The organism is Burkholderia pyrrocinia (assembly GCF_001028665.1).
GTDB classification, from domain to species: Bacteria; Pseudomonadota; Gammaproteobacteria; order Burkholderiales; family Burkholderiaceae; genus Burkholderia; species Burkholderia pyrrocinia.
Genome location: NZ_CP011505.1, coordinates 981,364 through 1,007,944 on the forward strand (window position 1 = coordinate 981,364; position 26,581 = coordinate 1,007,944).

General features: G+C 64.3%; 22 protein-coding genes. 14 read left to right on the top strand and 8 right to left on the bottom strand.

Translation table 11 applies throughout. The features are described 5' to 3' along the window. Positions 1 to 103: 103 nt before the first annotated feature. Positions 104 to 907 (bottom strand): HpcH/HpaI aldolase/citrate lyase family protein, encoded by an 804-nt coding sequence (locus ABD05_RS34470; RefSeq protein ID WP_047904568.1) that lies wholly within the window; start codon positions 905 to 907, stop codon positions 104 to 106. 160 nt (positions 908 to 1,067) lie between these two features. Further along, a complete protein-coding gene (locus ABD05_RS34475; protein WP_047904569.1) occupies positions 1,068 to 1,928 on the bottom strand; it encodes an HTD2 family dehydratase in 861 nt (286 codons plus the stop codon). Between the two features lie 319 nt (positions 1,929 to 2,247). On the opposite strand from ABD05_RS34475, the gene ABD05_RS34480 reads away from it, so the two are divergent. The 8 genes from ABD05_RS34480 (at position 2,248) to ABD05_RS34515 (ending at position 9,296) form a co-directional block, all read left to right on the top strand. Then, the gene (locus ABD05_RS34480; RefSeq protein ID WP_047904570.1) at positions 2,248 to 2,715 is read left to right on the top strand and encodes a MarR family winged helix-turn-helix transcriptional regulator; all 468 of its coding nucleotides are present in this window, start codon (positions 2,248 to 2,250) and stop codon (positions 2,713 to 2,715) included. Then, positions 2,712 to 4,844 (top strand): FUSC family protein, encoded by a 2,133-nt coding sequence (locus ABD05_RS34485; RefSeq protein ID WP_047904571.1) that lies wholly within the window; start codon positions 2,712 to 2,714, stop codon positions 4,842 to 4,844. The genes ABD05_RS34480 and ABD05_RS34485 overlap by 4 nt, the downstream gene beginning before the upstream one ends. A gap of 34 nt (positions 4,845 to 4,878) precedes the next feature. Further along, complete coding sequence (locus ABD05_RS34490) at positions 4,879 to 5,091, top strand: DUF1656 domain-containing protein (RefSeq protein WP_039369242.1); 213 nt, start codon at positions 4,879 to 4,881, stop codon at positions 5,089 to 5,091. A gap of 1 nt (position 5,092) precedes the next feature. Continuing rightward, a complete protein-coding gene (locus ABD05_RS34495) occupies positions 5,093 to 6,070 on the top strand; it encodes an efflux RND transporter periplasmic adaptor subunit (protein WP_047904572.1) in 978 nt (325 codons plus the stop codon). Then, positions 6,067 to 7,566 carry an efflux transporter outer membrane subunit gene (locus tag ABD05_RS34500; RefSeq protein WP_047904573.1) on the top strand — a complete coding sequence of 500 codons (1,500 nt, stop codon included), beginning with the start codon at positions 6,067 to 6,069 and terminating at the stop codon, positions 7,564 to 7,566. The genes ABD05_RS34495 and ABD05_RS34500 overlap by 4 nt, the downstream gene beginning before the upstream one ends. A gap of 189 nt (positions 7,567 to 7,755) precedes the next feature. Continuing rightward, positions 7,756 to 8,181: a TOBE domain-containing protein gene (locus tag ABD05_RS34505; protein WP_047904574.1), complete on the top strand. Its 426-nt coding sequence runs from the start codon at positions 7,756 to 7,758 to the stop codon at positions 8,179 to 8,181. An 87-nt stretch (positions 8,182 to 8,268) separates the two neighbouring features. Then, positions 8,269 to 8,871 (top strand): nitrogen fixation protein NifQ, encoded by a 603-nt coding sequence (locus tag ABD05_RS34510; protein WP_047904741.1) that lies wholly within the window; start codon positions 8,269 to 8,271, stop codon positions 8,869 to 8,871. Between the two features lie 59 nt (positions 8,872 to 8,930). Then, complete coding sequence (locus tag ABD05_RS34515) at positions 8,931 to 9,296, top strand: bleomycin resistance protein (protein WP_047904575.1); 366 nt, start codon at positions 8,931 to 8,933, stop codon at positions 9,294 to 9,296. Between the two features lie 135 nt (positions 9,297 to 9,431). On the opposite strand, the gene ABD05_RS34520 is transcribed toward ABD05_RS34515, so the two are convergent. Continuing rightward, complete coding sequence (locus tag ABD05_RS34520; protein WP_047904576.1) at positions 9,432 to 10,493, bottom strand: DMT family transporter; 1,062 nt, start codon at positions 10,491 to 10,493, stop codon at positions 9,432 to 9,434. A gap of 495 nt (positions 10,494 to 10,988) precedes the next feature. Next, on the bottom strand, positions 10,989 to 11,708 hold the full coding sequence (locus ABD05_RS34525) for a ProQ/FinO family protein (protein WP_082146335.1): 720 nt from the start codon (positions 11,706 to 11,708) through the stop codon (positions 10,989 to 10,991). A gap of 757 nt (positions 11,709 to 12,465) precedes the next feature. Here ABD05_RS34525 and ABD05_RS34530 point away from each other — a divergent pair. Continuing rightward, the gene (locus ABD05_RS34530; RefSeq protein ID WP_047904577.1) at positions 12,466 to 13,050 is read left to right on the top strand and encodes a DUF2889 domain-containing protein; all 585 of its coding nucleotides are present in this window, start codon (positions 12,466 to 12,468) and stop codon (positions 13,048 to 13,050) included. A 97-nt stretch (positions 13,051 to 13,147) separates the two neighbouring features. Here the strand turns inward: ABD05_RS34530 and ABD05_RS34535 are convergent, their stop codons facing one another. Further along, positions 13,148 to 13,639 (bottom strand): flavodoxin family protein, encoded by a 492-nt coding sequence (locus ABD05_RS34535; protein WP_047904578.1) that lies wholly within the window; start codon positions 13,637 to 13,639, stop codon positions 13,148 to 13,150. A 193-nt stretch (positions 13,640 to 13,832) separates the two neighbouring features. Continuing rightward, entirely contained in the window at positions 13,833 to 14,489 is a 657-nt protein-coding gene (locus ABD05_RS34540) for a TetR/AcrR family transcriptional regulator (RefSeq protein WP_047904579.1), read from the bottom strand. An 83-nt stretch (positions 14,490 to 14,572) separates the two neighbouring features. On the opposite strand from ABD05_RS34540, the gene ABD05_RS34545 reads away from it, so the two are divergent. The 3 genes from ABD05_RS34545 (at position 14,573) to ABD05_RS34555 (ending at position 19,445) form a co-directional block, all read left to right on the top strand. Beyond that, on the top strand, positions 14,573 to 15,700 hold the full coding sequence (locus ABD05_RS34545; protein ID WP_047904580.1) for an MBL fold metallo-hydrolase: 1,128 nt from the start codon (positions 14,573 to 14,575) through the stop codon (positions 15,698 to 15,700). Positions 15,701 to 17,725: 2,025 nt separating this feature from the next. After that, entirely contained in the window at positions 17,726 to 18,421 is a 696-nt protein-coding gene (locus tag ABD05_RS34550) for a ParA family protein (protein ID WP_006759638.1), read from the top strand. Then, positions 18,414 to 19,445, top strand: a complete 1,032-nt coding sequence (locus ABD05_RS34555) for a ParB/RepB/Spo0J family partition protein (RefSeq protein WP_047904581.1) — start codon at positions 18,414 to 18,416, stop codon at positions 19,443 to 19,445. The genes ABD05_RS34550 and ABD05_RS34555 overlap by 8 nt, the downstream gene beginning before the upstream one ends. A 93-nt stretch (positions 19,446 to 19,538) precedes the next feature. On the opposite strand, the gene ABD05_RS34560 is transcribed toward ABD05_RS34555, so the two are convergent. Continuing rightward, on the bottom strand, positions 19,539 to 20,855 hold the full coding sequence (locus ABD05_RS34560) for a replication initiation protein (RefSeq protein ID WP_047904582.1): 1,317 nt from the start codon (positions 20,853 to 20,855) through the stop codon (positions 19,539 to 19,541). A 2,598-nt stretch (positions 20,856 to 23,453) separates the two neighbouring features. Between ABD05_RS34560 and ABD05_RS34565 the strand changes: the two genes are divergently transcribed. Beyond that, complete coding sequence (locus tag ABD05_RS34565; protein WP_047904743.1) at positions 23,454 to 23,762, top strand: hypothetical protein; 309 nt, start codon at positions 23,454 to 23,456, stop codon at positions 23,760 to 23,762. A 179-nt stretch (positions 23,763 to 23,941) separates the two neighbouring features. On the opposite strand, the gene gcvA is transcribed toward ABD05_RS34565, so the two are convergent. Next, positions 23,942 to 24,847, bottom strand: a complete 906-nt coding sequence (gcvA, locus tag ABD05_RS34570; RefSeq protein ID WP_047904583.1) for a transcriptional regulator GcvA — start codon at positions 24,845 to 24,847, stop codon at positions 23,942 to 23,944. Between the two features lie 140 nt (positions 24,848 to 24,987). Here gcvA and ABD05_RS34575 point away from each other — a divergent pair, with 140 nt between their 5' ends. Then, positions 24,988 to 26,286, top strand: a complete 1,299-nt coding sequence (locus ABD05_RS34575; protein WP_047904584.1) for an adenylosuccinate synthase — start codon at positions 24,988 to 24,990, stop codon at positions 26,284 to 26,286. Positions 26,287 to 26,581 lie beyond the last annotated feature (295 nt).

Here is a 26,581-nt window from a genome sequence, read left to right on the forward strand (position 1 = left end):
AGGTCGCCGTTCCGCCGGCTGCATGCGCCGCCCCGGCCGTGGCCACATGCCGTGCGGCCGGTTGTGCGGATTATAGAGCTCGCCCGCGAACCGCGCGGGCCGCCTAGCTGCGCAGGATATGCCGCGCTTTCAGGATCACGGGCGTGTCGACCATTTTCCCGTCGAGCGCGACCGCCGCACCGGCGCTCGCCGCCACCGCTTCGAGCACGCGCCGCGCCCACGCCTGCTCGGCCTCGCTCCATGCATACGCGCGATGCACCGCGTCGAGCTGCTTCGGATGAATGCACAGCTTGCCGCCGAACCCGAACCGCCGCGCGGAACGCGCATGCCGTTCGATCGCTTCGGAAGCGTCGATGACCGTCGACACGCCGTCGACCGGCGGCGCGATGCCCGCGAGCCGCGACGCGAGCACGATCCGCGAGCGGAACGCGTTGAGTTCCTCGCCGTCGCCGTCGATTCCGAGATCGACCTGGAAATCGAGCGTGCCGAATGCAACACGCGCGACGCGCGGCGCCGTGCACACTTCATCGAGCCCCGCGATGCCGGCCGCCGTCTCGATGATCGGCAGCAGTTCGAGCGAACGATGCGCATGCGCGAGCACCGCGTCGACCTGCGCGCGCGCCTCGCACTTCGGCAGCATCACGCCGGCCGTACCCGGATGCGCGGCAATCGCCGCGATGTCGTCGGCGAACCATCCGGTATCGGCCGCGTTCACGCGCACCCACGCGGGCCGCGCGGCATCGAGGTACGCGACGACCGCTTCGCGCGCCGCCGGCTTGACGTCCGGCGGCACCGCATCCTCGAGATCGAAGATCACCGCGTCGGCGCCGGCCGTGCGCGCCTTCTCGAAGCGCTCCGGGCGATTGCCGGGAACGAACAGCCACGAACATGCGGATGCGGCCATCATGCCGAACCCTCCAGAAACAGCGTGTCGATCGCATCGCGCGACGCGAACATCGCGAGCAGCGGGATCATCCGATCCGAATGCCGCACGCACGAAATCCGCACCTTCTGCCCGTTGATGATGTAGCGGTCGCCGATGAATGGAAGGGAACACAGCGCGTGCGCTATGCGAGCGTCGCGGTGGCCTGCATCGTCAACCAGCCGTCGCGATCCTTCGCCCACAGCTCGATCGTCCCGCCATCATCCGACGGCTTGCCGCACAGCGTGAACGGCTGCCCGTCGAAGGTCGGGCGCACCGCGCGGAACGCGAAGCTCGCGAGCGTTGCGTCGGGCCGTTCGCGGTGCACGAGATCGACGAGCAGCGTCGCGATCAGCGGGCCGTGCACGACGAGGCCCGGATAACCTTCCTCCTGCGTCACATAGCTGCGGTCGTAGTGGATGCGATGACCGTTGAAGGTCAGCGCCGAATAGCGGAACAGCATCACGGCGTCGGCGGTGACGATGCGCGACCACGTTTCGCCCGCGGGCGCCACGATCGGCTTTGGCGCGCTCGCGCCCGGCTGCGGCGCGTCGCGATAGACGATGTCGTGCTCTTCCTCGACGCACAGCTCGCCGTCACACTCGATCCGATGCTGCACCGTCACGAATACGAGCCGGCCGCTGCGGCCCGTCTTGTCCTCGATGTTCGCGATCGTCGATTCGCGCGTCGCACGACGCCCCGCGCGCAGCGGCACATGGAACGTCAGGCGGCCGCCCGCCCACATCCGGTTCGGCAACGGCACGGGCGGCAGGAAACCGCCACGCTTCGGGTGACCGTCGGGGCCGACCTCGGCCAGCGGCGCGACGGGCAGGAAGTACAGCCAGTGCCACAGCGGCGGCACGACGTCGCCGGGCGACGCGCGGTCGAGCGTGGCGGCCAGCGCGTTCAGCGGAAACGCGGTGATGTCGTCGCCGAGCGTTTCGGTCTTGCCGAGCCATGCGTCGATCGGCGCCGCGTCGGCGGGCTGGAAGGATGAGGTTGACACGTGCGAAGTCTCCGATGCAATTGCAATGGTCCTAATATGCGCGCCGCACGCCGTCTCGCGAAGTCGGCTTTCCCGAACCCTTGTTCCGCATTTTCCTGATGCACGGCCCTGCCCTGCCCGACGATTCTCGTCTGACCATTCAATATAGTCGCCCGCGCGGCCGCATGCGGCTCCGGGACGCCAACCTTACAGCTTGACCATCGCCGGCACGCCGCCTAAATTGCTCCAAACGGCCCGGCCGGGCCCCGCGCGACATGACACCCGGGTGACAAAATCCGATAGTTTGCTATCGAATGTTTTTGCCCCTATCATCTCGCCCATGACCAATCTGCACGATCTCCGTCTCGCCGTCAGCAGCCTGCTCGTGCTGTCCGCGCGCAAGTGGCGCCGTACCAGCGACGGCGTGCTGAACGCGTACAACGTGTCCGAAGCCTGCGCGACGCCGCTGCTGATCGCCGGCCGCCTCGGCGAAGGCGTGCGGCAGGGCACGCTCGCCGAACACGTCGGCATCGAAGGGCCGTCGCTCGTGCGCCTGCTCGACCAGCTGTGTGCGGCCGGCCTCGCGCGCCGCAACGAGGATCCGCATGACCGCCGCGCGAAAACGATCTCGCTGACGGCCGCCGGCCGCGCGGTCACCGCGAAGATGGAGGAAGACCTGCGCGTGCTGCGCGCGCAGGTGCTCAAGGGCGTCACGCGCGCCGATCTCGAAACGACGCTGCGCGTGCTGAACGCATTCAACGCGTCCGACGCGGTGAACCCGCCCCACGCCTCCGATTCCACACCATGACCTATCCGAGCCTTCGCGACTGGCTGTTCTCGGGCAAGACGTTCGCCGCGTCGATGCTGGCGCTGTACCTCGGCCTGTATTTCCAGTTGCCGCGCCCGTACTGGGCGATGGCGAGCGTCTACATCGTGTCGAACCCGTTCGTCGGCGCGACGCGCTCGAAGGCGCTGTATCGCGCGCTCGGCACCGCGCTCGGCGCGGCCGCCGCGATCCTCTTCGTGCCGCCGTTCGTCGAGACGCCGCTGCTGTTCGCGATCATCGTCGCCACCTGGTGCGGCACGCTGTTGTACCTCGCGATCTCCGATCGCACCGCGCGCAGCTACGTGTTCATGCTCGCCGGCTACACGATGCCGCTGATCGCGCTGCCCACCGTGACCGATCCGTCCACGGTATTCGACGTCGCGATCGCGCGCACCGAGGAAATCGTGCTCGGCATCGTGTGCGCGAGCGTGGTCGGTAGCGCCATCTTCCCGAACCGGCTCGCGCCGACGCTGATCGAGCGCACCGACGCATGGTTCAAGGACGCCGCGTTCTACGGCCGTGAAACGCTGTCCGGGCACATCGCCGGCAAGGCGCTGTCGGCGTGCCGGCAACGCCTCGCGATGACGATCAACGGCCTCGAGTTCCTGCTGAGCCAGTTGAGCTACGACCATGCGCACCCGCGCATCCTCGCGCGCGCACAGGCGCTCGCGGGCCGGATGCAGTTGTTCCTGCCGCTGATGTCGTCGCTCGCCGATCCTCTGATCGCGCTGATGCGCGACCTGCACGTGCGCCCGCCCGCGCTCGACGCGCTGCTGGCCGACGCCGCGAAGTGGTTCGACGCGCCGCTGCCGGCCGTGAAATCCGGCACCGACGGCGACATGGCGCACGACCCGATCGCGGACAACCTGCGCGAACGCATCGCCGCGCTGCAACCCGCCGACAGCGCGCTGACGAGCTGGGACGGCGCGCTGCTGTCGAATGCGCTGTGGCGGCTGCGCCAGGTCATCGACATCTGGCAGGACTGCCGCTCGCTGCGTGCGCTGATCGCGAACGAGTCGGGCATCTGGCAGCCGCGCTACCGGCACTGGCGGCTCGGCGGCACCGAGCGCTTCTTCGATCGCGGGATGATGCTGTTCTCGACGCTGACCGTGATGCTCGCCATCGTGTTCGCGTGCTGGCTGTGGATCTCGTCCGGCTGGCACGACGGCGCGGCCGCCGTCACGCTCGTGGCCGTGTCGTGCAGCTTCTTCGCCGCACTCGACGAGCCCGCACCGCTGGTGTTCAAGTTCTTCCTGTCGACGGCCGCGAGCGTCGTGTTCGCAGGCCTGTACCTGTTCGTCGTGCTGCCGCACGTGCACGACTTCGCGATGCTCGTGCTGATGTTCGCGGGCCCGTTCATCCTGATCGGCACGCTGCTGCCGCGCCCGCAGTTCAACATGGTGACGATGCTCGTCGCGGTGAACACGGCCACCTTCATCAGCATCCAGAGCGCGTACGAAGCCGACTTCTTCGTGTTCCTGAACAGCAACCTCGCCGGCGTTGCCGGGCTGCTGTTCGCGTACCTGTGGACGCGCGCGACGCGGCCGTTCGGCGCGGAACTCGCGGTGCGGCGCCTGCTGCGCTCGGGCTGGGAAGACGTCGCGCGCTCCGCGTCGACGCAGCCGCTCGACGACCAGCGCAACCACGCGTCGCGGATGCTCGATCGCGTGACGCAGCTGCTGCCGCGTCTCGGCGCATCCGACGACCACCGTCACCCGTCGATCGAAAGCTTCCGCGACCTGCGCATCGCACTGAACGCGCTCGACCTGCGCCGCGCGCGCCGCCGGCTGTCGGGCGACGTGCCCGACGCGATCGACCGCGTACTGGCCGGCGTCACCGACCACTACGCACGCTGCGTGGCCGCGAACGCGCGCCAGCCCGCGCCGCCGGTGCTGCTCGCGTCGATCGACGACGCACTGCACCGCGTGGCCGGCCGCAACCTGCCGGGCGCCGCACCAACCGACGGCAGCACGGCGCCCGCAGCGCCGGCCACGCCCGCGACGCACCGCCGGCTGCGCGACACGCTGCACGCGCTCGTCGGCCTGCGCCTGTCGCTGTATCCGGCCGCGGCCGCGCAAGCGCCGCAGGCACCGGACGGAGCACGCGCATGAGCCGGCTTTCCAACCTGTCTTTCCGACCGCGACCATGATCGGCGAAATCGACATCTTCGGCGTATTCGTGCCGGCTCCGCTCGTGCTGATGCTGATCGCCTACCTGATCAACATCGTCGTGCGCGCGGTGCTCGAGCGCGTCGGCTTCTACCGCCTCGTCTGGCACCGTTCGATCTTCGACCTCGGCATCTACGTGTTCGTGTTGGCCGCCGTCGTGATCGTTTCCCACCATCTCGTGGCTACCTAACGTGAAAAAATCCTGGCTCTCGGCAGGACAAATCCTGCTCACCCTGATCGTCGTCGTCGTGGCCGGCCTCGTGCTGTGGCGAATCATCAACTACTACATGTTCTCGCCGTGGACGCGCGACGGGCACGTGCGCGCCGACGTGATCCAGGTCGCGCCGGACGTGTCGGGCCTCATCACGTCGGTACAGGTGGCCGATAACCAGGAGGTCAGGCGCGGCCAGGTGCTGTTCGTGATCGACCAGGCCCGCTACACGCTCGCGGAACGGCTCGCCGAAGCGACGCTCGCCCAGCGCCGCGCGACGCTCGCGCAGGCGAAGCGCGAATACGCGCGCAACCTGCAGCTCGGCAACCTCGTCGCGAGCGAACAGGTCGAGGAAAGCCGCACGCGCGTCGAACAGGGCGAAGCCGCGGTCGCCGATGCGCAGGTATCGCTCGACACCGCGAAACTGAACCTGCAGCGCACGACGATCGTCAGTCCCGTAGACGGCTACCTGAACGACCGCGCGCCGCGCGTCGGCGAATACGTGCCGGCCGGCCGCGCGGTGCTGTCGGTCGTCGACCGCAATTCGTTCCGCGTCGACGGCTACTTCGAGGAAACCAAGCTGCGCGGCATCCATATCGGCCAGCCGGTCGACATCATCGTGATGGGCGAGCCGCATGCGCTGCGCGGGCACGTGCAGAGCATCGTCGCCGCGATCGAGGATCGCGACCGCACGCAGGGCGCGAACCTGCTGCCGAACGTGAACCCGGCATTCAGCTGGGTGCGGCTGGCGCAGCGCGTGCCGGTACGCGTCGTACTCGACGAGGTGCCCGACGACTTCCGGATGATCGCAGGCCGCACCGCGACGGTTTCGATGCGCGAATCCGACACGCGCCGCCGCGACAACGCGAAGCCGGCTGCCGCCAGCGCGGCGTCCGCAGTCACGCCGGTATCGACGGCTTCCGGTGCGGCCGCAAACATGGCGGGAGCGTCGCAATGAAACGGCACGGTCTGCGCCTCGCGGCGGCGCTCGCACCGCTCGCGCTCGCCCTCGGCGCGTGCAAGTCCGTGGGCCCCGATTACACGCTGCCGCAACAGGCATACGTGAATGCGCCGCTCGCGAACCATGCGCTCGACGACGCGAACGGCACGCTCGTATCGCGCGACGCCGTGCCCGGCAACTGGTGGCAGCTATACGACGATCCCGTACTCGACGAACTCGTGCGCAGCGCGCTGAAGTCGAACACCGACCTGCGCGTCGCCGCGGCCAACCTCGCGCGCTCGCGCGCAGCGCTGGAAGTCGCGAACCAACAGGGCGGTTTCTCGGGCGGCGCGGAGGCGGCCGTGCAACGCGCGCAGGAATCGGCTGAACAGTACCTGCTCGAAAACAAGCTGCCGGTCGTCAACGAAGGCGCGGTCGGCGTCAACGTGTCGTACGAGATCGACCTGTTCGGCAAGCTGCGGCGCGGCGTCGAAGCCGCGCGCGCGGACAGCGAGGCTGTCAGGGCAGCCGGCGACCTGGCGCGCATCACGGTCGTCGCGGACGTCGTGCGCGCGTACGTCGAATCGTGCTCGGCCGGCGACGAGCTGGCGATCGCGAAGCAGTCGCTCGCGCTGCAGAAGCAGCGCGTGGCGCTGTCGCAGCGGTTGCGCGATGCCGGGCGCGGCAACCAGACCGACGTGACGCGCGGCGTGACGCAGGTGCGCACGCTCGCCGCAGACATCCCGCGCTTCGAAGGCCGACGCAAGGTCGCGCAATACCAGCTCGCCGCGCTGCTCGCGCGCTCGCCGGCCGACCTGCCGAAGGCCGTCGCCGCATGCGAACGCCTGCCGAAGCTGCGCCAGCCGATTCCGATCGGCGACGGCGCCGCGCTGCTGCGCCGCCGCCCCGACGTTCGCGAAGCCGAGCGGCAGCTCGCTGCCGCAACCGCGCGAATCGGCGTGGCAACCGCCGCGCTGTACCCGTCGATCAGCATCGGCGCGTCGGCCGGCTCGGTCGGCCTCGCCGCCGACCTGTTTTCGTCCACGACCAATCGCTGGTCGTTCGGACCGCTGATCAGTTGGTCATTTCCCGTCAACGGCCAGCGAGCGCGTGTACGCGAAGCCGAGGCTGCGACGGGCGGCGCGCTCGCGCACTTCGACGGTGTCGTGCTGAACGCGCTGCGCGAAACGCAGTCGAGTCTCGCGACCTATGCCGCGGACGTGCAGCGCACCGACGCGCTGCGTACGGCCTACGAATCGGCGCGCAATTCCGCCGACGAAACGCATCGTCTCTATGCGGCCGGCCGCGAGTCGTTCATCTCCGACCTCGACGCGACGCGCACGCTGACGAGCGTGCAAGCGCAGGTCGCGGCGGCCGAAGGACAGGTCGCGGCCGATCAGGTGCGACTCTTTCTCGCACTTGGTGGCGGTTGGGAGCCCGACAGCGCAGCGACCGCACAGGACGCCCGTCCCGCCGCCACGCGTGCCGCCGCGGCACCCGCAGCCAGCGAGTAAGCGCCGCAGCGTTATCACCTTCGCCACATAACGCGAACCTGGCGAAACGCGCCGTGCCAGCGTGTTCTCCTGATTCGCGCCATAGCATCCGGAGAACGACGGATGCGCGCGTTGACGGTAAACTGGCCGACGCACTTCCATTCATCTGCCGCTGCCGATCCAGCGGCGGCATCCACTCGGAGAGTCATCATGCGAACCAGCGCACGCAACCATTTCGCCGGCCAGGTCAGCGCCGTCAAGCCCGGTGCCGTCAACGACGAAATCACGCTCCGCACGCAGGACGGCCTCGACATCGTCGCGGTGATCACCCACGGCAGCGCGGCTTCGCTGGGCCTCGCGGCCGGCTCGAAGGCGTTCGCGCTCGCCAAGGCATCGTCGGTCATCGTGATGGTCGACGTCGACAGCAGCAAGGTGTCGGCCCGCAACTGCGTCGCGGGCACCGTGTCGTCGGTCGCAAAGGGCGCGGTCAATTCGGAAGTCGTGATCAAGGCCGCAAGCGGCGCCGAGATCGTCGCGATCGTCACCAACGACAGCGTCGATCGTCTGGGCCTCGCGAGCGGCAAGGCCGCATCCGCGATCTTCAAGGCATCGAGCGTGATCGTCGGCGTCGAGTGATCGCATGACGAGCGCCGCGATCGCGATCCGGTTTGCGCCGCGCATTCGCGCGGATCGTGTCACCCTGCTGTCGCGCGGGTGCGCACGATGACCGCCGCACTCGATCGCGCCGATCCGTCCTCGCATGAACCGGCGGTGCAGTCGCTGCTGCTCGCGGCAGCCAACGCCGACACCCCCGACGCACGCCTGTTCGGCGCCCTCGTCGCGGCCCGCGAGTGCCGCAACGAACTTGCGCTGCTCGGCCTGTCTCATGGTCAACTGGCCGGGCTGCTTGCCCGGCAGTTTCCACACCTGCCTTCCGTCAATGCCGCCGCACTCGTGTCGACGGTTGCGATCGCGCTGCTGCCATCCGCCCACGCGGCATTCGTCGCGACGCTGCACGCGCGGCTGATGGACGACGCGAATCCCGCCGCTACCCGCGACGACGCCGACTGTCTCGCGTCGATCATCGCGCATGCGTGCCTGCGCCCCGATCATCTGTGGCGCGACCTCGGGCTCGACGGGCGCGACGCGGTATCGGCGATGCTCGATCGCTATTTCCCCGCGCTCGCCGCGCGCAATGTCGCTCACCTGCGCTGGAAAAAATTCCTCGCACAGGAAGTGGCGGCATCGCTCGGCATGCCGCCGGGCCCCGCACCCGGATGCCCGGGCTGCGAAGATTTCGGCTTCTGCTTTCCTCACGCGCGATAGCCGCCGCGGCGGCTGCGCTGCCCGCGCGTTGCATCGCATCGCCAACCGGAGAAACCGCCTTGACCGACATTGCGAGCCCCAACCTGCCGTCGCGCGATTTCGAGACCACGTCCCGCTTCTACGAAAAACTGGGGTTCGTCGAAACATGGCGCGACGAAGGCTGGATGATCGTCAAACGCGGCGACCTGTTGCTGGAATTCTTTCCGCACCCCGAACTCGATCCGGCCACGAGCTGGTTCAGTTGCTGTTTCAGGCTCGCAAATGTCGGCGCGTTCTTCGACGACGTGCTCGCCGCGGGCATTCCGGAGCAAGCGACCGGCTGGCCGCGCGCACACCGGCCGACACGCGAAGCGTGGGGCGGTACGGTCGGCGCACTGATCGATCCGGACGGTTCGCTGATCCGGTTGATTCAGACGGAAGACTAGGCTTGCCTCCTCCGTCGCCGCTGCGATCGAGCGGCGATGGAAATGCATGAGCACGCGATGCGACGCACGCCCCATAAACGGTCACCTTGCGATGCGTATCGCAGGTGGCCTGACCGTCCACCGTTCACGACATAGTCAATGCCGATGCCGGTGATGAATGTCCGGGAAATGTGCGTGACTATGCGTGATCGGCAGATGCACATGCGGATGCGTGTGCGGTTCGTCGCCATCGTACGGAAAGTCGTGCACATGCTGGTGATGTTCGTCGTGTCGATGCCGGTGCGTGTGCTCGAGCCGCTCGTGCGCATGCGTGTGTTCGTGTCGTTCGCGCACGTGCAGCCAGATGCCGAGCGCCATCAGCGCGGCGGCGATCCAGAACGTCGCGGGCGGCAGCGCGGGCCAGATCAGCAGCGACAGTACGACGCCGAACAGCGGCGCGATTGAAAAATATGCGCCCGTCCGCGCGCTGCCGAGATGACGCAGCGCGACGACGAACAGCACGAGGCTGATCCCGTAGCCGCCGAGCCCCGTCAGCATCGCGGCAGCCGTGACCGGCACGGCGGGCAGCGTCGCGCCGGTCGCCAGCGCGATGCCGATGTTCACCGGTCCGGCGAACAGTCCTTTCATACACGCGATGACCATCGCGTCGTTCGCGGCGACCTTGCGGGTCAGGTTGTTGTCGATCGCCCAGCACAGGCATGCGCCGACGATCAGCAGCGCGCCGACCGGCACGCCGGCCCGGCCCGGCGCCCACGACAGCAGCGTGCCGCCCGCGACGATCGCGACCATCCCGAGGAACACCTGCGTATCCACGTTTTCGCGAAACACGACCCATGCGATGACGGCCGTCAACACACCTTCGAGATTGAGCAGCAGCGCGCTCGTCGCCGCCGGCGTGCTCGACAGCCCGAGCATCAGCAACGCCGGGCCGGCCACGCCGCCCGCCGCGATCGCGCCGGCCAGCCACGGCAGGTCGGCGCGCTGCAGCGGCGCGGCGGTCGCGGCCGGTGCGCGACGGTTGTGCAGCCGGCGCAGCAGGATCCCGATGCCGAGCCCGACGCCGCTACCGAGATAGAACAGGCCGGCGACCATGAACGGCGACATCGCGCCGATCAGCGCCTTGGCGAGCGGTGTCGCGGCGCCGAACAGCGCGGCCGCGGTGAGCGCGACGAGAATCGCGGAATGTCTCGAGTTCATGATCCGGTTTGAGTGGACGTTGAAAGGCGGTTGCTTCGGGTCGGGTCGTATCGGAGCAAGCCTCCCGCACCTTTCGAAATGCAAGCTGCATCGCAGCCGGACAACCTGCACGTTGTCTTACGATTCAGCCGGGATTATCGCGCGTCAATCTGTCACGATGACCGGGCGTGATCGGTCACATGCCGATCGACGATGCCGATATCACTATTTTAGGAAACCGAATTATCGGATTGGAACGTCATCGCAATCAGGCATGCGTACTAGCCATGCGCAAACCTCAACGTCGACGCATCACGCATGCTGGATCGATTGACGGACTTTGTTCGTCCGGTCGCGTGTCTGTCCGACGTTGGAAAAGGGCGTGCCTGAGGGTCAACCAACGGCGGAGGCAGTCCTGACCTGCCCCTATCAGGGCAGGTCAGTCTGTCGTGTGATTCGCCGCATGCGACGTGCATGCGGGCGAGCGCCGTACAGTCGACGGCGACGCGGAGTGTGTTACTCGTTTCCTGCCGTTTGCCGCGCGACTTGCTGTTCGACTTGCTGTTCGACTTGCTGTTCGACTTGCTGTTCGACTTGCTGTTCGACTTGCTGCTCGACGTCGGTCTGCGCTTCCGCGTTTGCCGGTTCCGGCGCGGCGGCGGCCTCGGCCTGCTGCTCGGCCTTCGGCGGCTGCTGCGCACCCTTGGCCGATTGCGCGGCACCCTTGCCGGGGCGGCGTGCCTTCAGCCGGCGCGCCCGTGCAGCGTCGTCATGCGTCACGCGCCCTGCTTCGTTGCCCTGCAGATCGACCCGCACCGCGTCTTCGACGAGGCACGACCAGTAGCGATTGCCGCGGCACCACGTCGACATCGCTTCGCGCAGTTCGGCTTCGTTGAGACCCACGGCCTGTGCCTCGCGTGCGAGGTCGTCCCAGATGCCGACCTTGAGCGGTACTTTCGGGGCCGGATTCTTCGGGAACGCGCGCGGAAACTTCCGCTGCAGTTTGCCGATCGCAACGATGACCGGATCGACCGGCGCCGACGGCTTCGCCGAAGCCGGCTTCGCGCGATGCTGCGCCTTGGCGCCGGCACCCGGTTTGGCCCCGCGAGCCGGCCGGTCGCCGGACTTCGGTTTCGCGCCGGCGTCCGTCGGCGCTGCCGGCTGCTTCGCGTTGCGCTCCTGCTTGGCCTTCGCTGCGAGCTGCGCCCGCAATTCGGCAAGTTGTTCAAAACCCATAAATTCAATCCACCAGGAATATAAGGTGTGGTTCGTGCGGCCATTCCGCGCGGCACAAAAGCTTCGCCGCCACGCGTGCGACCCGTCTGCCGCCGATGCGGAACACTACGGGGCCGCATCGCGCACGCCACTCTGTTTTCAGGCACCCGGCCACGATGCCGGACAAGGCAGGAGTGGAAGTATACCGGTACGCGCGGCGGCCGGCTGACTCGCCGGTCTGCGTTTGCCCGATTCGGGGAACGGGAAATGCGTCCGCGCGGTCGTGTTGCGCATTATATGGATACGTTTCCGGAAGTCACGTCGTTCACCGCCGTCGTCGGAAATCGGGACAGCTTCGCGCGATACGATCGGCCCGGCGGCGGCACCGATCGACGCCCGACGCGCGGTGTTCCGCCTTGCGGAGTCGAAAGCGATCGTGCCGCGCGAGCGCGCCGTTGGCCACGGCGGCGATTCCGGATCGCGAACGGTGCCGGCGACCGCACGCGAGTCAACGACCGTGACGACGTGAGGCACACGGCGAGAGATCAACGCAACGTGCCGCGACCTGCCGGTCTGCCCATCGATTGCCCCGGTGCCCGTACCCGACTCGTTGCGTCCGCATCGATCGCGTGGCGGACGAAGATGCCGGAAAGTGCGTAGTATGGCCAGGTCAACGTCGTCGGCAGCGTACCTCGGCCTGTTTCGCTGCGCACCCGGTCAGCCGGCGACATCCGTCTTTCCGGCCAAAAGAACCGGTTGTACGAAACGGAGCGGATACATGGTTCCCCCATACGACATCCCGCACGACGGCATTACACGCGAGGAAATTCACCATCGGCAGATCGACATGCGCGGCTATCGGCGCAGCGACGGCCTGTTCGAAGTGACGGCCTGCCTCGCGGACCGCAAGACCAGCGATTTCACGCCACCGGGCGGCACACGAACGGTCGCGGCGCTGTCGCCGATCCACGACCTCGGCGTGACGCTGGTCTTCGATGCCGACATGGTCGTCCGCGCCGTATCGACATTCATCCGGTCGCATCCGTATGCGCAGTGCCCGGGCGGCGGCGACTCGCTGCAGGCGGTCGTCGGACTGAGCATCGGTGCCGGCTGGAACAGCGAGATCCGCAAGCGCCTGCCGTCCTGCGATACGTGCACGCATCTGAAGGAATTGCTTGGCCCGATCGCAACTACGGCCTATCAGACGATGGTCGGCGTGCGGCGGTCGTCGCTCGACGCCCGCGACAGCGAAGGCAAGCCGCTCAAGATCGACAGTTGCCATGCGTATGGCGCATCGCGCGATCTCGTGAAGCGTCTTTGGCCCGAATACCACCGGCCTTCGGCGACGGCAAAAGTCAGCTAGGGTTTCGGCATTCGGCCGGTTCGGCGTCCGCAGGATCGGCAGCGCACTTGGATGCGTGCGTTGCCTGTGCGGCCCGGCGCCGCCGGCACACCGAGAATCAGAAGACGCCCAGCGCGAGTCCCGCGGCAAGGCCCGCGCCGAGTTCGGCGCAGCGCGCACGATCATCGTCGTCGATCGTCTTCGGCGCGAGGATGCGCTCAGGCGTTTGCGCGTGAGTACAGACGATCAGGCCGGGCGCCACGTTCTTCAATCGCCATCCGGTCGCGATCCGGTCGATCTGGCGCAGCGCGTTCTGTCCGTCGCTTCCCGCGCAAATCATCGCCGCGTACGGACGGCCGTTCACACGATCGATCGCCGCGTAGTAGCAGCGATCGAAGAAGTCCTTCATCAGCCCGGACATCGCCGCGAGGTTCTCCGGCGTCGCAAACAGGTATGCGTCGGCGGCCAGCACATCGTCTGCGCTCGTCGCGTCCGCGCGTTGCAGCCTGACGTCGACGCCAGGTTGCTCGCGCGCCGCGGCGGCTGCCGCTTCTGCCATCTGTTGCGTGCCTCCGGTCATCGTGTGATAGACGATCAACAGCGTCTTCATTCGTAGTCGCTCGCGTTCGGCTTCTGGTGCACCGGCGGCGGCGCCGGTTTCCGTTGGATGGCCAGTCATCACGTGTGTGGGGGCGGTTCTGCGTTCGCTTTTGCGGATCCGCCGGTTTGCCGGCTCAGCGGTGCCAGGCGTGCGTCGATCGCGTGCATGACATCGATTCGCGCATGATCCTCCTGATGTTCGGTCAATCCGGCGCGATGCGTCGCGATGCGTCGCCGTCGTCCGGACGCGCGTAGTACGCGAGAAACATGTCGGCAGCGGATTCCGCGACTTTCTGTTGCTCGGGCGCCGCGAGTGGCGGCTGGCCCATCGTTACTTGCGGCCAGAACGCGAATGCCTTCACGACACCATGCAACTGATGCGCGGCGAACACCGGATCGGTGACCGACAGGCGGCCGGCCGCCGCTGCCGCACGCACCCAGACCGTCAGGTCCTCCTCGCGCTCGCCGAGGCGTTCGACCATGTCGCGCGCACGCTCCGGCGAATGGATGGCCGCGCCGATCGCAACGCGTGCGAGCGCGAGAAACGCTTCGTCGTTCAGCAGACGCAATTTGCGGCTCAGCAATGCGAGCAGTTGCTCGCGCAGCGGCACGTCGGCGCGATAAGTCGGGGAACTGCCGGTTTGGGTCGTATCCCACAGCTTGTGCAGGATCGCTGCGAACAACGTTTCCTTGCCGGGAAAGTGGTTGTAGACCGTGCGCTTCGACACGTCCGCGCGCGCAGCGATGCGATCCATGCTGGTCGCATCGTAGCCGGCCGCGAGGAATTCCTCGATGGCCGCGTCGATGATGGCCGCACGCTTTCGATCGGTCAGACGCTGGGGGGGAGTGCTGGTATCCATACGGAAATTTTACACCGGGCAGTTTACTTATCCCAGAAATAAACTACACTGTTTAGTGTACTTTATTCTTCGGACGAACCGATATGGCATCGCCTCTCGTTTTGATTCACCGCATTCTGGGTTTTGCGGCCGCCAGGCGCGGCCGCGCGCTGTCCGGCGGTTCGCCGCAACACAATGGTGAGCGCTTCAGCAATGTCGCGCCTCGCCCCGCCGAAGGTATCGGCAAAACGCTGGCAATCGCGTGGAACATGCTGGTCAACAAGCCGCGCAATACCGTGCCCGCAGGCGCACTGCCTGTCGATGTGCTGACCCGAGCACAGCTTGACGCGGCTCCAGATCGCAGCCTGTTCCGGCTTGGCCATTCGACGCTGCTGTTCAAGCTGCGCGGCGAATTCTGGCTGACCGATCCAGTGTTTGCCGAGCGCGCATCGCCGTTTCGGCGCGTCGGTCCCAAGCGCTTCCATGCGCCGCCGATTGCGCTTGAAGATCTTCCGCCGCTGCGCGGCGTGATCCTGTCGCACGATCATTACGATCACCTCGACCGCGACACGGTGCTCGCGCTTGCGGCCACCACCGATGTGTTCGTGACAACGCTAGGCGTCGGCGACCGCCTGATCGAATGGGGTATCGATGCAAAGAAGGTCCGTCAGCTCGACTGGTGGCAGAGTGTCGACGTCGCCGGCCTGACGCTGACCGCGACGCCCGCACAACACTTCTCCGGACGCAGCCTGTTCGACGGCAACAGCACGCTGTGGGCGTCGTGGGTCATCGTCGACGACGAACTGCGCGTGTTCTTCAGCGGCGACACGGGCTATTTCGACGGGTTCCGGGCGATCGGCGAGCGCCTCGGGCCATTCGACGTGACGCTGATCGAAACGGGTGCATACGATGCGCAATGGCCGTATGTGCACATGCAACCGGAAGAAACCGTTCAGGCGCACATCGATTTGCGCGGGCGTTGGCTGATCCCGATCCATAACGGCACGTTCGATCTCGCGATGCATCGCTGGCAGGAGCCGTTCGAGCGCGTCACGGCGTTGTCGATCGTTCGCGGCATCGAACTGTCGACGCCGAGGATGGGCGAGCGCGTCGACCTCGGCGAGCCGCATCGAGGCGAGCGGTGGTGGCGCACGGTAGACGAGCGCGCGAAGGCAACTGCAACAACGAAATCGCGCCGGTGGCAGTTTTGCGCGACGCAAGCGACGAAGTAGGTTTGCCAGTCGTGGCGTCTTTCATTCGGGAGCGCGGAGATGCCGCGTTTCCGGACATGGCGTACTCGGGATATCTGCACGTTGGCGGCTGGCCTGCCAACCCGCCCGCTCGAATCGGAAATGGTGCACTCGGCGCCGGTCCGATATCTTCATTCGACAATACGGAGCGCGGAGCGACCAACCGCGAGTGCGGGCTTCGATAAATGCTGGTGGATCACATCTGCAAATTCGGCCGAAGACGTTGAATGCCTCGCTACTGCCGTTCCGAATCCGGGTTTCCATCGAAGGGAAGCGCCGCCCAGCCTATAGACTGCATGATTGAATCCGGCTTCAGCCCGGTGGTTCAGGGCACGAACCGGGCAATTCGAAGGCGCTTACCTTATATCGACCACTACAACGACTCTCTGCTCAACAAGTCGTTACGAGTCGATAAGCTCGCACGCAAATTTAGATGAGCGGTTCGATCTTCCATCATTACTTCCGCCAGCTCACGGGCATGAGTCCGCAGAAGTAGAAATAGATGCGGCTCTGCCGTCCAACCGATTTGCAACGGCAGATGAGCCGCAGGTCAGGTCTCGAAAGTTCCACGGCCCTATGGGTCGTGCGGTCGGTGAGTTGCGTTGTCACGTGACAACTCGCGTTGAACGTTCGTGCCTGACATCAAGTTCAGCGACTCTACGGATCACGTCATGCAGCGGACCGACACTCACGGGCTATTGTCCAGCGTAGCGTCAAGCACGAAGCGTATCAAAAACCATCAAATACGTATCAGTACATACAGATTGCGCTGAGCAACTGCCTGGAGGCACTGCTAGTGTACGAAAAGTTCATACGCCCCTATTTCTCGGCATGATCGCGTGCATTTTGCGTGAAACAACATGAAGAATCTCGTGCAAACCATTGCCGGACAAGGATTTCCGAGAATGCCCCATTTTTCGCCAGTGTTTCACGACTTGCCTCGTCTGTATTGGCACGCGGCCTTTGACGCATGGATTTGCCCTCATTCCGGTGTTTTTCGCCGTCACGGCTGTAAATAGACGCGACATCGCACCGGTTGTAGCGCTGGATAGACGCGATGAAACCTCGCGCCCCTCCCCTGCCAGAGAACTCTCGCATCGCACGACCCAAGCTTATCCGGATTAAATGGGGCCATATCATGACCGACAACAACTGCCCGCATCAAAATGCGGCTCGATAAGTGACCTGAAGCATTCAGTCGATGCAAGAACGATGGAGCTTTGCTCCGATGGGTACGGACCAGGAAGGCAATGTTGCCCGGCCATCGTCAAATACAAGTGTTCTTGACGGGTGCAACGGCCGCGAGGGCCGTCCTGTCTTTCGTCGTGAGGTCGTGGTTGTCCTTGTTGTCACGTGACAACTCCCCAGCAACCATATGCGCGCACTGAGATTAACAACAAGTGCCCCGATAAATTAGCTCCGCTTTGATCCGCTTGTCGCGCCTTAAGTTTGACCGATCGCAATCGCCCTCGAGAAATTGGCAACGCCGCGGCGTTACATCCTAAGTGGCTTGTCACGTGACAACTCACCCCGCGCCCAAGCAATCGAAGCAGCCAAGCGCTTGCGTATCAGGCGTTCAGCCACCGCCGCGACCCACATCGCGGTCGAATAAAGCCATTCCTGTCGATGAACAACATCGATTGCGACTAACTCCTGCCGACTTGTCACGTGACAACCACACGCCTCGACGACATCAGTGACCCAATCAGATTCGCAACGGATTCTGTCGGAACCCAAGACACCGGTATCCGACCAGTCTCCGCGACCGAGCATCATCATCGACGCCAAAGACAGCCGAATCTTCTTCTGCCCTTCGTAGATTCTTCGTGACCGGAGACGATAATTTTATTTTTACTCGATCACTAATCAGGAATGATTTGTTGGCCGTTCGGCCTAATTGTCACGTGACAACCACAACGATCATCAAGATATGTATCAAATCAAATGCTTTTCTGGACATTTCGATAACATCTGCATATATTACGCAAAACTCCTTGGAGGAATTTAATGGCTTTCAAGATCGCCGTCAGTAATCAAAAAGGTGGGACGGGGAAGACAACCATCTCCGTCAATATCGCGGCTGCGTTCGAGGCCGGTGGCAACAAGGTCGCGCTGATCGATGCCGACCCTCAAGGCACTTCCGTCCGATGGGTAACGAGTGGCGAGAACACGCTGCCGATGACGGTCCTTTCGCTGGCCCCCGCCGGTCGCGGTATCGGTGGCGAGATCAAGAAGCAGGACGCGAACTTCGACGTGATCGTCGTCGACTGTCCCGGCAACCTCGAAGATCCGCGCATCGCGTCCGTGCTCGAAGTAGCCGACTTCTGCCTCGTGCCGCTGTCTCCGTCGCCGGCGGACCTGTACAGCACCGTCGCGATGATTCGCATGATCGAATCGATGCGAGCCGTTCGTAACCCGAATCTTTCTTCCGCATTAATGCTGAATAGTGTTAATGGAAAAACTAAAATGCGTGAAGAAATTTTAAAAATTCTAAGGGCTGAAGAAATAGGGGAGCATCTGCTCGACAGCCAGATCGCGCAACGCGAGGTCTACCGACAGACGTTCGCACTCGGCACCACGATCCATCATCACAATCGATACCTGAAGGGGCTGAAGGAAGCCCGCGCGGAAATCGAAAGGCTGGTCACGGAAATGGCCCAATACATCGCGTCGACGCGCGCTACCGGAGCCGCCCATGGCTAAGGACACATCGAAAGACAAGAAGCCCACCGGCAACCTGCATCTCGCAGCCGGCCTGTTGCGCGGGCTCGCGCAGGAAAACGCTGCACTGGAAACCCGCTTGCCCGAGCCGCCGGCCGCACCGAACGTCGCAGCCGAAGCGGCGCCCGCCGTCCCCCCGGCCGCGGCCGCACCCGCCGGCACATCGGATCTCGGCGCGCCGCAGAAGGTGCTGGTCAAGGACTGCATCCCGAACCCGTTCAACCCGCGCGTGTTCTATTCGGAGTCGAGCCTGCACGAGCTCGCACTGACGTTGAAACGGGAAGGGCAGATCGAGCCGATCAAGGTCACGCGGCTCCCCGAGTTTCCCGGCAAGCTCGTCGTGATCGACGGGCAACGCCGGCTGCGCGCGACGAGCATCAACGGCGATGAAACCATCAACGCCACGTTCCGCACGGACCACACGCCCGAGCAGCTCTATACGATCGCGTACCGGGCGAACCACGATCACGAACGCCAGACGATCTTCGACGATGCGGTTGCGTGGAAGCGTCTCCTCGACGAGAAAGTCTTTCTCGACCAAAACACGCTGGCGGAGAAGATCGGCAAGGACAAGGCATCGATCAGCAAGACGCTGTCGCTCAACGCACTGCCCAACACGCTGCTGGAGCGGATGGCCGGCGCGAACGACGTGGTCGGCCTGCAGGCCGCGTACTTCCTGAAGCTGATCTTCGAGCGCCTGGGCGAACCGACGGCCGACCGGCTGCTCACGGCCGTGATCGACCGGAAGAAATCGGTCCGCGATCTAGAGAATTTCCTGCGAGTGCAGAGCGACGGCAACAAGAAAGCAGGACGCACGCGTTACAGCGTTCGTCACGACTTCGCGCTCGAATCGCAGGCGATCGGCCAGTTGAAGACCTACCCGGACGGGCGTCTGGACCTGCAACTCAAGGGCGTCGACACGTCCCACCAGGAAGCGCTCGCCGACAAGCTCAAGACCGTCATCGATGCCTACGTCGCCGAGTTGGCGACGGCCACGCAAAAGTAACGCGCCAAAGCAAAAGGCCTGGCATCCGCGTTGCGCAGCGAAACCGGACGATGAAATCCGGCGCACGACGCACCTCCGGTTGCGAGGCCTTGTTCAGTTGCTTGCGAGACTGCTCTTGAGCAGGAATTCAAGCAGGTCGTCCGAGGTCGGTTCGCCCCAGGTATCCAGTGCGAGCCATCGGAAAAAGCTGGTCTGCGCGAGCTTGCTCGCTTTCTTCTTCGGCGACAGCGTGAGATCCTTCGAGCCCGCCACCGTCTCGTTGTAGCGATCGATCAGCTTGGTCTGGTCGTCGATCTCCAGCTCGCGGAAATACGCGCCGGCTTCCTCGACCTTGGCCGCCAGATATTTGTCGCGAATCTGCTCCTGCTTGCTCTGCGCGGATTCCTTCGCCGGTGCGGCCGCCTCCGCTCCCTGCCCGTCGGCCAGCGTGTAGCCGTGCGTCAGCGCCTTGCGGAAATACGCGGCCACGTTGTCGATCGGTGCCGCGTTCTTCTTCGTAGTCCGATTGAGCGTGTAGGCAATCGCCGCCTTGATGCGCTGCACGCCGTATTGGGTGATCAGCCGGCGCGCTTCCGAACGCGGAATGCCGAACTTCGCGACCTCCTCGACCAGCGCTTCGTTCTTGACGTCCCCATCTTCGACCGTATCCGCACTCTGCTTGCGCGTCACCTTGAACTGAACGGCTTCCACGCTGCGGCCAGACTTGTGTTCGATCAGCTCAAGCGTGTGATCCGATACTTCGTTCACCTCCTGAATGCACGGCACCAGGACCTTGCTCTTGAACAGCTTGTATTCCTTGTACGACTGCGACGCCTTGTCCTGACCGAGAATGAGGTCACGGAATTTCGGCAGCGGAATCTTCGCGGTGATGCCGATCCCTTCGTAGCGCACCGTGTTTTCCCACAGCGCGAGCGAGTGCGAGCGCCGGAACTCGCGGGCGATCCGCATATCGATCAGCGCGTAGATTTCCGGATTGAGCAGTTCGCTGCGAATCTGGTCGGAGAAGCTGTACTTCAGCACCGATTGTTCGAGCTCGGCACCCGCGAGCAGGCCCGACGCTTTCCAGACCGTCGAACGATCCGCGGCCAGGTAGTCCCAGTTCACGACGGTACTGATCAGCGAGTTGACCGTGTCCTTCACGTACTTCGTGTTGTTGCTGTTCAGCCCGCTCTCGTGCGAAAGCGACGCAATCGAGATCGAGAAGCTCGTCCGGCCCGGCTCGAATGCCTCCTGCCGAAGCGCGTTCTTGATCAGCGAACTGAACATCTTGCGCTGCTGCAGACCGATCTTTCCCGACTTGGGTGCGATATGAATCGCCTGGACCGCCTTGCGCAGCAAGTCGGGAGGCTCTGGTGTCTGAAACAGTGAAACCTGCTTGTCGGAGCCTTTGCTTGCGGGCTTGCGCGGCATCGTGATGTCCGGATAAGGTGACCTTGTTGAGAGCGGACTTTATACCTTTTCACGCCGCAGGGCAACGTCCTTGCTCCTGCATCACTTGCACTGTCGCGGCTAAGCTTCAGATCTAAAAGGGAAAATTATGATGAAGCGATCTGTGCGAAGCCCCATATCCATCTACCTTTTGGCCAAAATTCCTCCCAAAAGCCGCTACCTTTCGTGTCCGGGCACAGAAACCCGGCACGAGAATTGCCCCGGGAAGGTACCCATCCATGGGGAGCAAACGAGCCGAATCTCGATCCGCGAGCGGATTCGTGGTGCCCTGCAGCACGGGTCTGTTTTCCTCCCATAACTAGCTACCTTCATTGATTCCCATGGAAGGGTACCTGTCGACAGGCAGCGGCATCGTCGATTGCGTTACTTTCGGCCTCGAAGGAAGAAATCGCTCCCATAAACGGTAACCATTTGATTTCCCCATAAAAGGTTACCTGTCCGCGGCTTCGATCCTGCCTATGGGAACAGATAGCAGAGGGGCCTCTGTGAAATGCGAACGCCCGGGACAATTGACCACCCATAAACGGGTACCTTCGAGATGCCCCATAAACGACTACCCGAAGAAAATCACTGTGCGGGCAGGCATTCATGAACCAAGAAAACCGCCCCATAAAAGGCTACCTGCCGGCGTTCCCATAGACGACTACCCAACGCGTTTCCGGGGGAATCTCCCATAACCGGGTACGGTTGCCCCATATCCACATCCCCGATTCCCCACAACACGGTACCCTAATCCCCAAATCCACAGACCTGAAACCCCAAGCCCTTCCACCTGTGCTCCCATAAATGGGTACCGAACACCCCTCAAACCCTTGTCGGATAAGGCTGTGAGCCGTCTAAAAGTAGTTAAAGAAGTAAACGTGGTTTACCAAAGATGTAAACACACGTGTGCCGACACAGAAAGACAAGCCCCATAAACCGCTACCCATCGGATCCGTCTGCGGTTCGCCAGGCACCTCGATCCTCCGATTCATGCCTGCTGGACAGCAGCCCGACGCCTCGTTCCACCAAGGCTTCAGGCCCGACAAGGCTTCCCGGAGAGGTGAGTGCCTACTCACAAGCGCCTAAAAGTAGAAACCTATGGGAGGAAATCGGCAGAAATCATCGGTTTCCACGTTCAGGTTCCCGTTTATGGGACCAAAAAACCGGGGCTGCGACCACCCACGTTCCGGTGATCGACGGGCGAATCGGATCTACGACCGGACGCGCGAACATCATCGGTTTCACCCACAGCAGTTCGAAATCATCCTGGACTGCGCGCGAGTGGATTTTTGTACTCATGCTTCCCGGTCTGTGGACAAGTTTTTTGCCAATCGCCTATCGACGACGCTCGACATATTCAGCCTGCGAACTGTGCGCCGGGGAAATGGATGCAGCTTGCTCCGCCGCCCCGAGGTACCGCAACTTTCTACCTTTGGATCAACCGAAGAACAATGCTGTGCCCCTGGATGGCAACGAGAGGCCAGCACAGCCTTCCTGAAACAAGCGTCGGCATCCTCCCTATCGTCGGCACAGGTCGCCGGCTCCTGGGCCGATCTCGTGGGAGTGACGAGCGAACGTGAAGATGCTGTCGCTGACGAAGCTCACCGCAATCGAATTCGGGAAACGATCCCGAACATTCTCACCCTCGAAAGCTTCGCGATCCCGTAAAAGCTCACCGACAAGGCGCCCCCACAGGTATATGCAAGCTGTGCGGTCGTGGCACATGCACGGGATACCCGACGGCCAAAATCATCGAATGAAAAATCTGTGATCCGCGGGCACGTTACCTAATGCATTCGCCAGCAGAGTGGGGCCGGCCGCCAAGCGCTGCCGCAACGTCAACTCTATGCGCAACGTTCGTCGGACGCGTGTCGCAACGCATGCCCGGCTCCCTCCGCGCATTCGTGAGGTCGTTCCGGTCAACGTCTTCACCCTACGCAAGACATTTCTCGTTTTCGTCATACACACCGAACGACGATGAACTTCGCCGGCCAAGGTAGCCATGCACGTCACAGTGCAGCGACCGGTTCCCGACTGTTCACCGCCCCGGGTGGCGACTCGAGACGACCGCGTCGACCATCGGACGAATCGAATCGTGACCGTTTATGGGAGGAACCGTCGCTCGAGCCGCGCTGAATGGCAACGTGACGCACAGTTTGGCAACTGCTGCGGTGATTGGGCTTCGCGTGACGAAGATCACGTCGGGCATGAGCGTGTCGCCAACACCACCTATGAAACAGCCATTGACATGCGAGCAAGACACGGCGAAACGAAGGTCGTCGGAATCGGCATCTCTCATCTCACCGCGTGATCGATTCACTTTACCGACGCGCGCCGTACATCGGACGTTTCTACTGCGTCGACCACACGATCTTCACGCGCGCGGCAACGGAGAAGCGACGTCCGCGCGTTCCCCCATACGTGTATCCCCAATTCCGTTTGCACGTTGACGCCACATTTTTCGCGACGCGGTTATGATGCACAGGTCCCGATCGCGACATGACGACCGATCAGGACAGGGGCGGTATCTCGATGGTCTTTCAATCCGTGATAATCATCAGAAAAGAGAGTTCAGCGATGCAAATCCAGATCAGAAAACTCACGCTGGCTGCTACCGCAGCCGCGTTCCTGTTCGGCTCGGCAGTTCCTGCGTTTGCCCAGACCGACGCCAGCGCGCCCGCTGCACAAGACGCCAAGGCGGCGAAGAGCCAGGCACGCAAGGCGGCCAGGGCCCAACACAAAGCAGAGCGCAAGGCTGCGCGCGCGAAAAATACCGCCGAGCTGAAGAAACTCGAAGACGCCGGTTACAAGCCGGCGGCCAACGACCCGAACTATCCGCAGAACCTGCAGAATGCGGAGAAGAAAGCCGCCGGCGCAAGCCAGTAAGCGCTGTTCGGTGGCAAGCCACGGTTCGATCCGCGGCTTGCCGTGTGCATCGCGATCACGCGATGCACATCAAAAGCAGCATGCCCGTCATGAACGATCGCAAACCCGATCCGCGCGTTTGCACCATTTGATTCGGAATCCTTCATTTCATGGCGGGCATGACCGGCAGGTCGATCCGGTCAGTGCCGCGCGCCCGATGCGGCTGCGTTCCCCGTCACCTTCAGCCAGTCCTTGAACGCGCGCACCGCATCGTCGGCCGCGCGTGCGGATGCCACGTACGTGAAGTAGCGCCACGGCGGCAACGCCGGTTCGCTGAACGGCTGCACGAGCCGGCCTTCCGCGATGTCGTCCGCGACGAGCGCGATCGGTCCCATCGCGACGCCGAGCCCGTCGAGTGCGCCTTGCAGCGTCAGGTAGAAATGCTCCAGCGTAAGCGAATGTCGCGGCACGAGATTCGGATGCCCGGCCGCCGCGAGCCATTCGGGCCACATGCCGGGATAGGTCGCGGCGTGCAGCAGCGTGAAGCCGGCGAGATCGGCGGGCGTATGCAACGGCCGGCCCTCCAGCAGCTTCGGCGCACACACCGGCAGCCGGACTTCGGACAGGAATTCTTCCGCGACGTAACCGTCGATGGCTTGCGGGCCGCCTCGAACGATCAGGTCGACCTTGTCGCGGAGTTTCTCGATCGGTTCGTTCGACGTCGACAGCCGCACCTCGATCGTCGGATGGGCGACCTGGAACGACGACAGTTTCGGCACCAGCCAGCGCAACGAGAACGTCGCGGGTGCGCTGACGCGCAGCACGCGCTGCTGTGCGTGGCCGAAGTGCTGCGCGGTGGCGAGTGCGATCCGGTCGAACGATGCACCGACCTCGGCGAGATACGCGCGGCCGGCGTCGGTCAGCTCAACCCGCCGGTTGTGGCGTTCGAATAGCGGCCGTCCGAGCCACGCCTCGAGTTGCTGCACGTGCCGGCTGATCGCGCCGTGCGTCACGCACAGCTCGTCGGCGGCAAGCGTGAAGCTGCCGAGTCGTGCGGCTGCTTCGAACGCACGCAGCGAATTCAACGGAGGGAGACGTCGGGCCATTGCGTCGTTTCGCGTGATATTTCTTCACGCGATAGTTCAGGTTTAATCGTTTGATCGGGCGATCCAGCTCCGCCAATATGGCACACAAACGGCCAGCTCGGCCGAACGAGTGTCTGAATTTCTCACATGGAGTGCGGAGCATGCCGAACGTGGTGGTAGTGGGCGCCCAATGGGGCGACGAAGGCAAGGGGCGCGTCGTGGACTGGCTGGCGGCACAGGCCGATCTCGTCGCACGCTACAACGGCGGCCATAACGCGGGTCATACGCTGGTCGTCGGCGGCAAGACGTACAAGCTTGCGCTGCTGCCGAGCGGCATCGTGCGCGGCAAGCGCGGCGTGATCGGCAACGGCGTGGCGCTCGATCCGGAAGCGCTGCTCGCGGAGATCGCGCGGATGGCCGAGCTCGGGCTGTCGGTGACGCCGGACAATCTGTCGATCGCCGAGAACGCGACGCTGGTGCTGCCGATTCACCGCGCGATCGACCAGGCGCAGGAGCGCTTGCGCCGCGAACCGATCGGTACCACGCTGCGCGGGATCGGGCCGGCCTACGAGGACAAGGTCGGGCGCCGCGGGCTGCGCGTCGGCGATCTCGCGGAACCCGGCCGGCTCGCCGACAAGCTCGCCGTACTCGTCGACCATCACAACGCGTGGTTCCGTGGCCTGGGGCTCGACGAATGTTCGCGCGACGCGATGCTGGCGACGCTCGTCGATATCGCACCGAAGATCCTGCCGTTCATGCGCCCCGTCTGGGCCGACCTCAACGACGCGACCGATCGCGGCGAACGCATCCTGTTCGAGGGTTCGCAGGCCGTGATGCTGGACATCGACTGGGGCACGTACCCGTTCGTGACGTCGTCGGGCACCGTCGCATCGGCGGCAGCGGCCGGCACGGGCCTCGGCGCGTCGAGGCTCGGCCACGTGCTGGGCGTGACCAAGGCGTATGCGACGCGTGTCGGCGGCGGGCCGTTCCTCACCGAGCTGACCGACGCAACCGGCGAAACGCTGCGTGCGCGCGGGCAGGAATTCGGCGTCAACACCGGCCGGCCGCGACGCTGCGGATGGCTCGATGCAGCACAGTTGCGCCAGGCGGTCAGGATCTCGGGCATCGATTCGCTGGCGCTCACCAAGCTCGACGTACTCGACGGCTTCGAGTCGATCGAGCTGTGCGTCGGTTACGAACTCGACGGCGCGCGCGTCGACCATCTGCCCGCGAGCCTCGATGCGCAGTCGCGCGCGAAGCCGGTCTACGAACGGTTCGACGGCTGGCACGGCACCGTGAAGGGCGTGCGCGAACGTGCGGCGCTGCCGCGCGCCGCACAGGATTTCATCGCGCGCATCGAAGCGGTCGCGGGCGCGCCGGTATCGATGATCACGACCGGCGCGGAGCGCGACGACACGATCGTCTTGCGTAATCCGTTCGATGCAGCGGCCGCCGCGTAACTGCCGTCGATGGCGTAAATTGCGGAAAGGTATCGTGGTCGTGGGGTAGTTTTTGCCGACCCGATGCCGTTCCCGTGCCGGCGTGTTCGATCGCGTTCACGCCCGGCCCGGACGCCGCGTGAAAGGCGGCTCCGCGACACGATTCGGCGTCCGGATCACGCCGCATACGGCGAACTGGACACGCCTGCAGCGCTGCTGTACTGTTCCGCACAATTCGCGCCAGACCGGCCTGCGCCGGAGCCGCCGGCACCACGGCCGCACGGCAGCGCGCCGTGATCTCAATCCCGGGGACAGG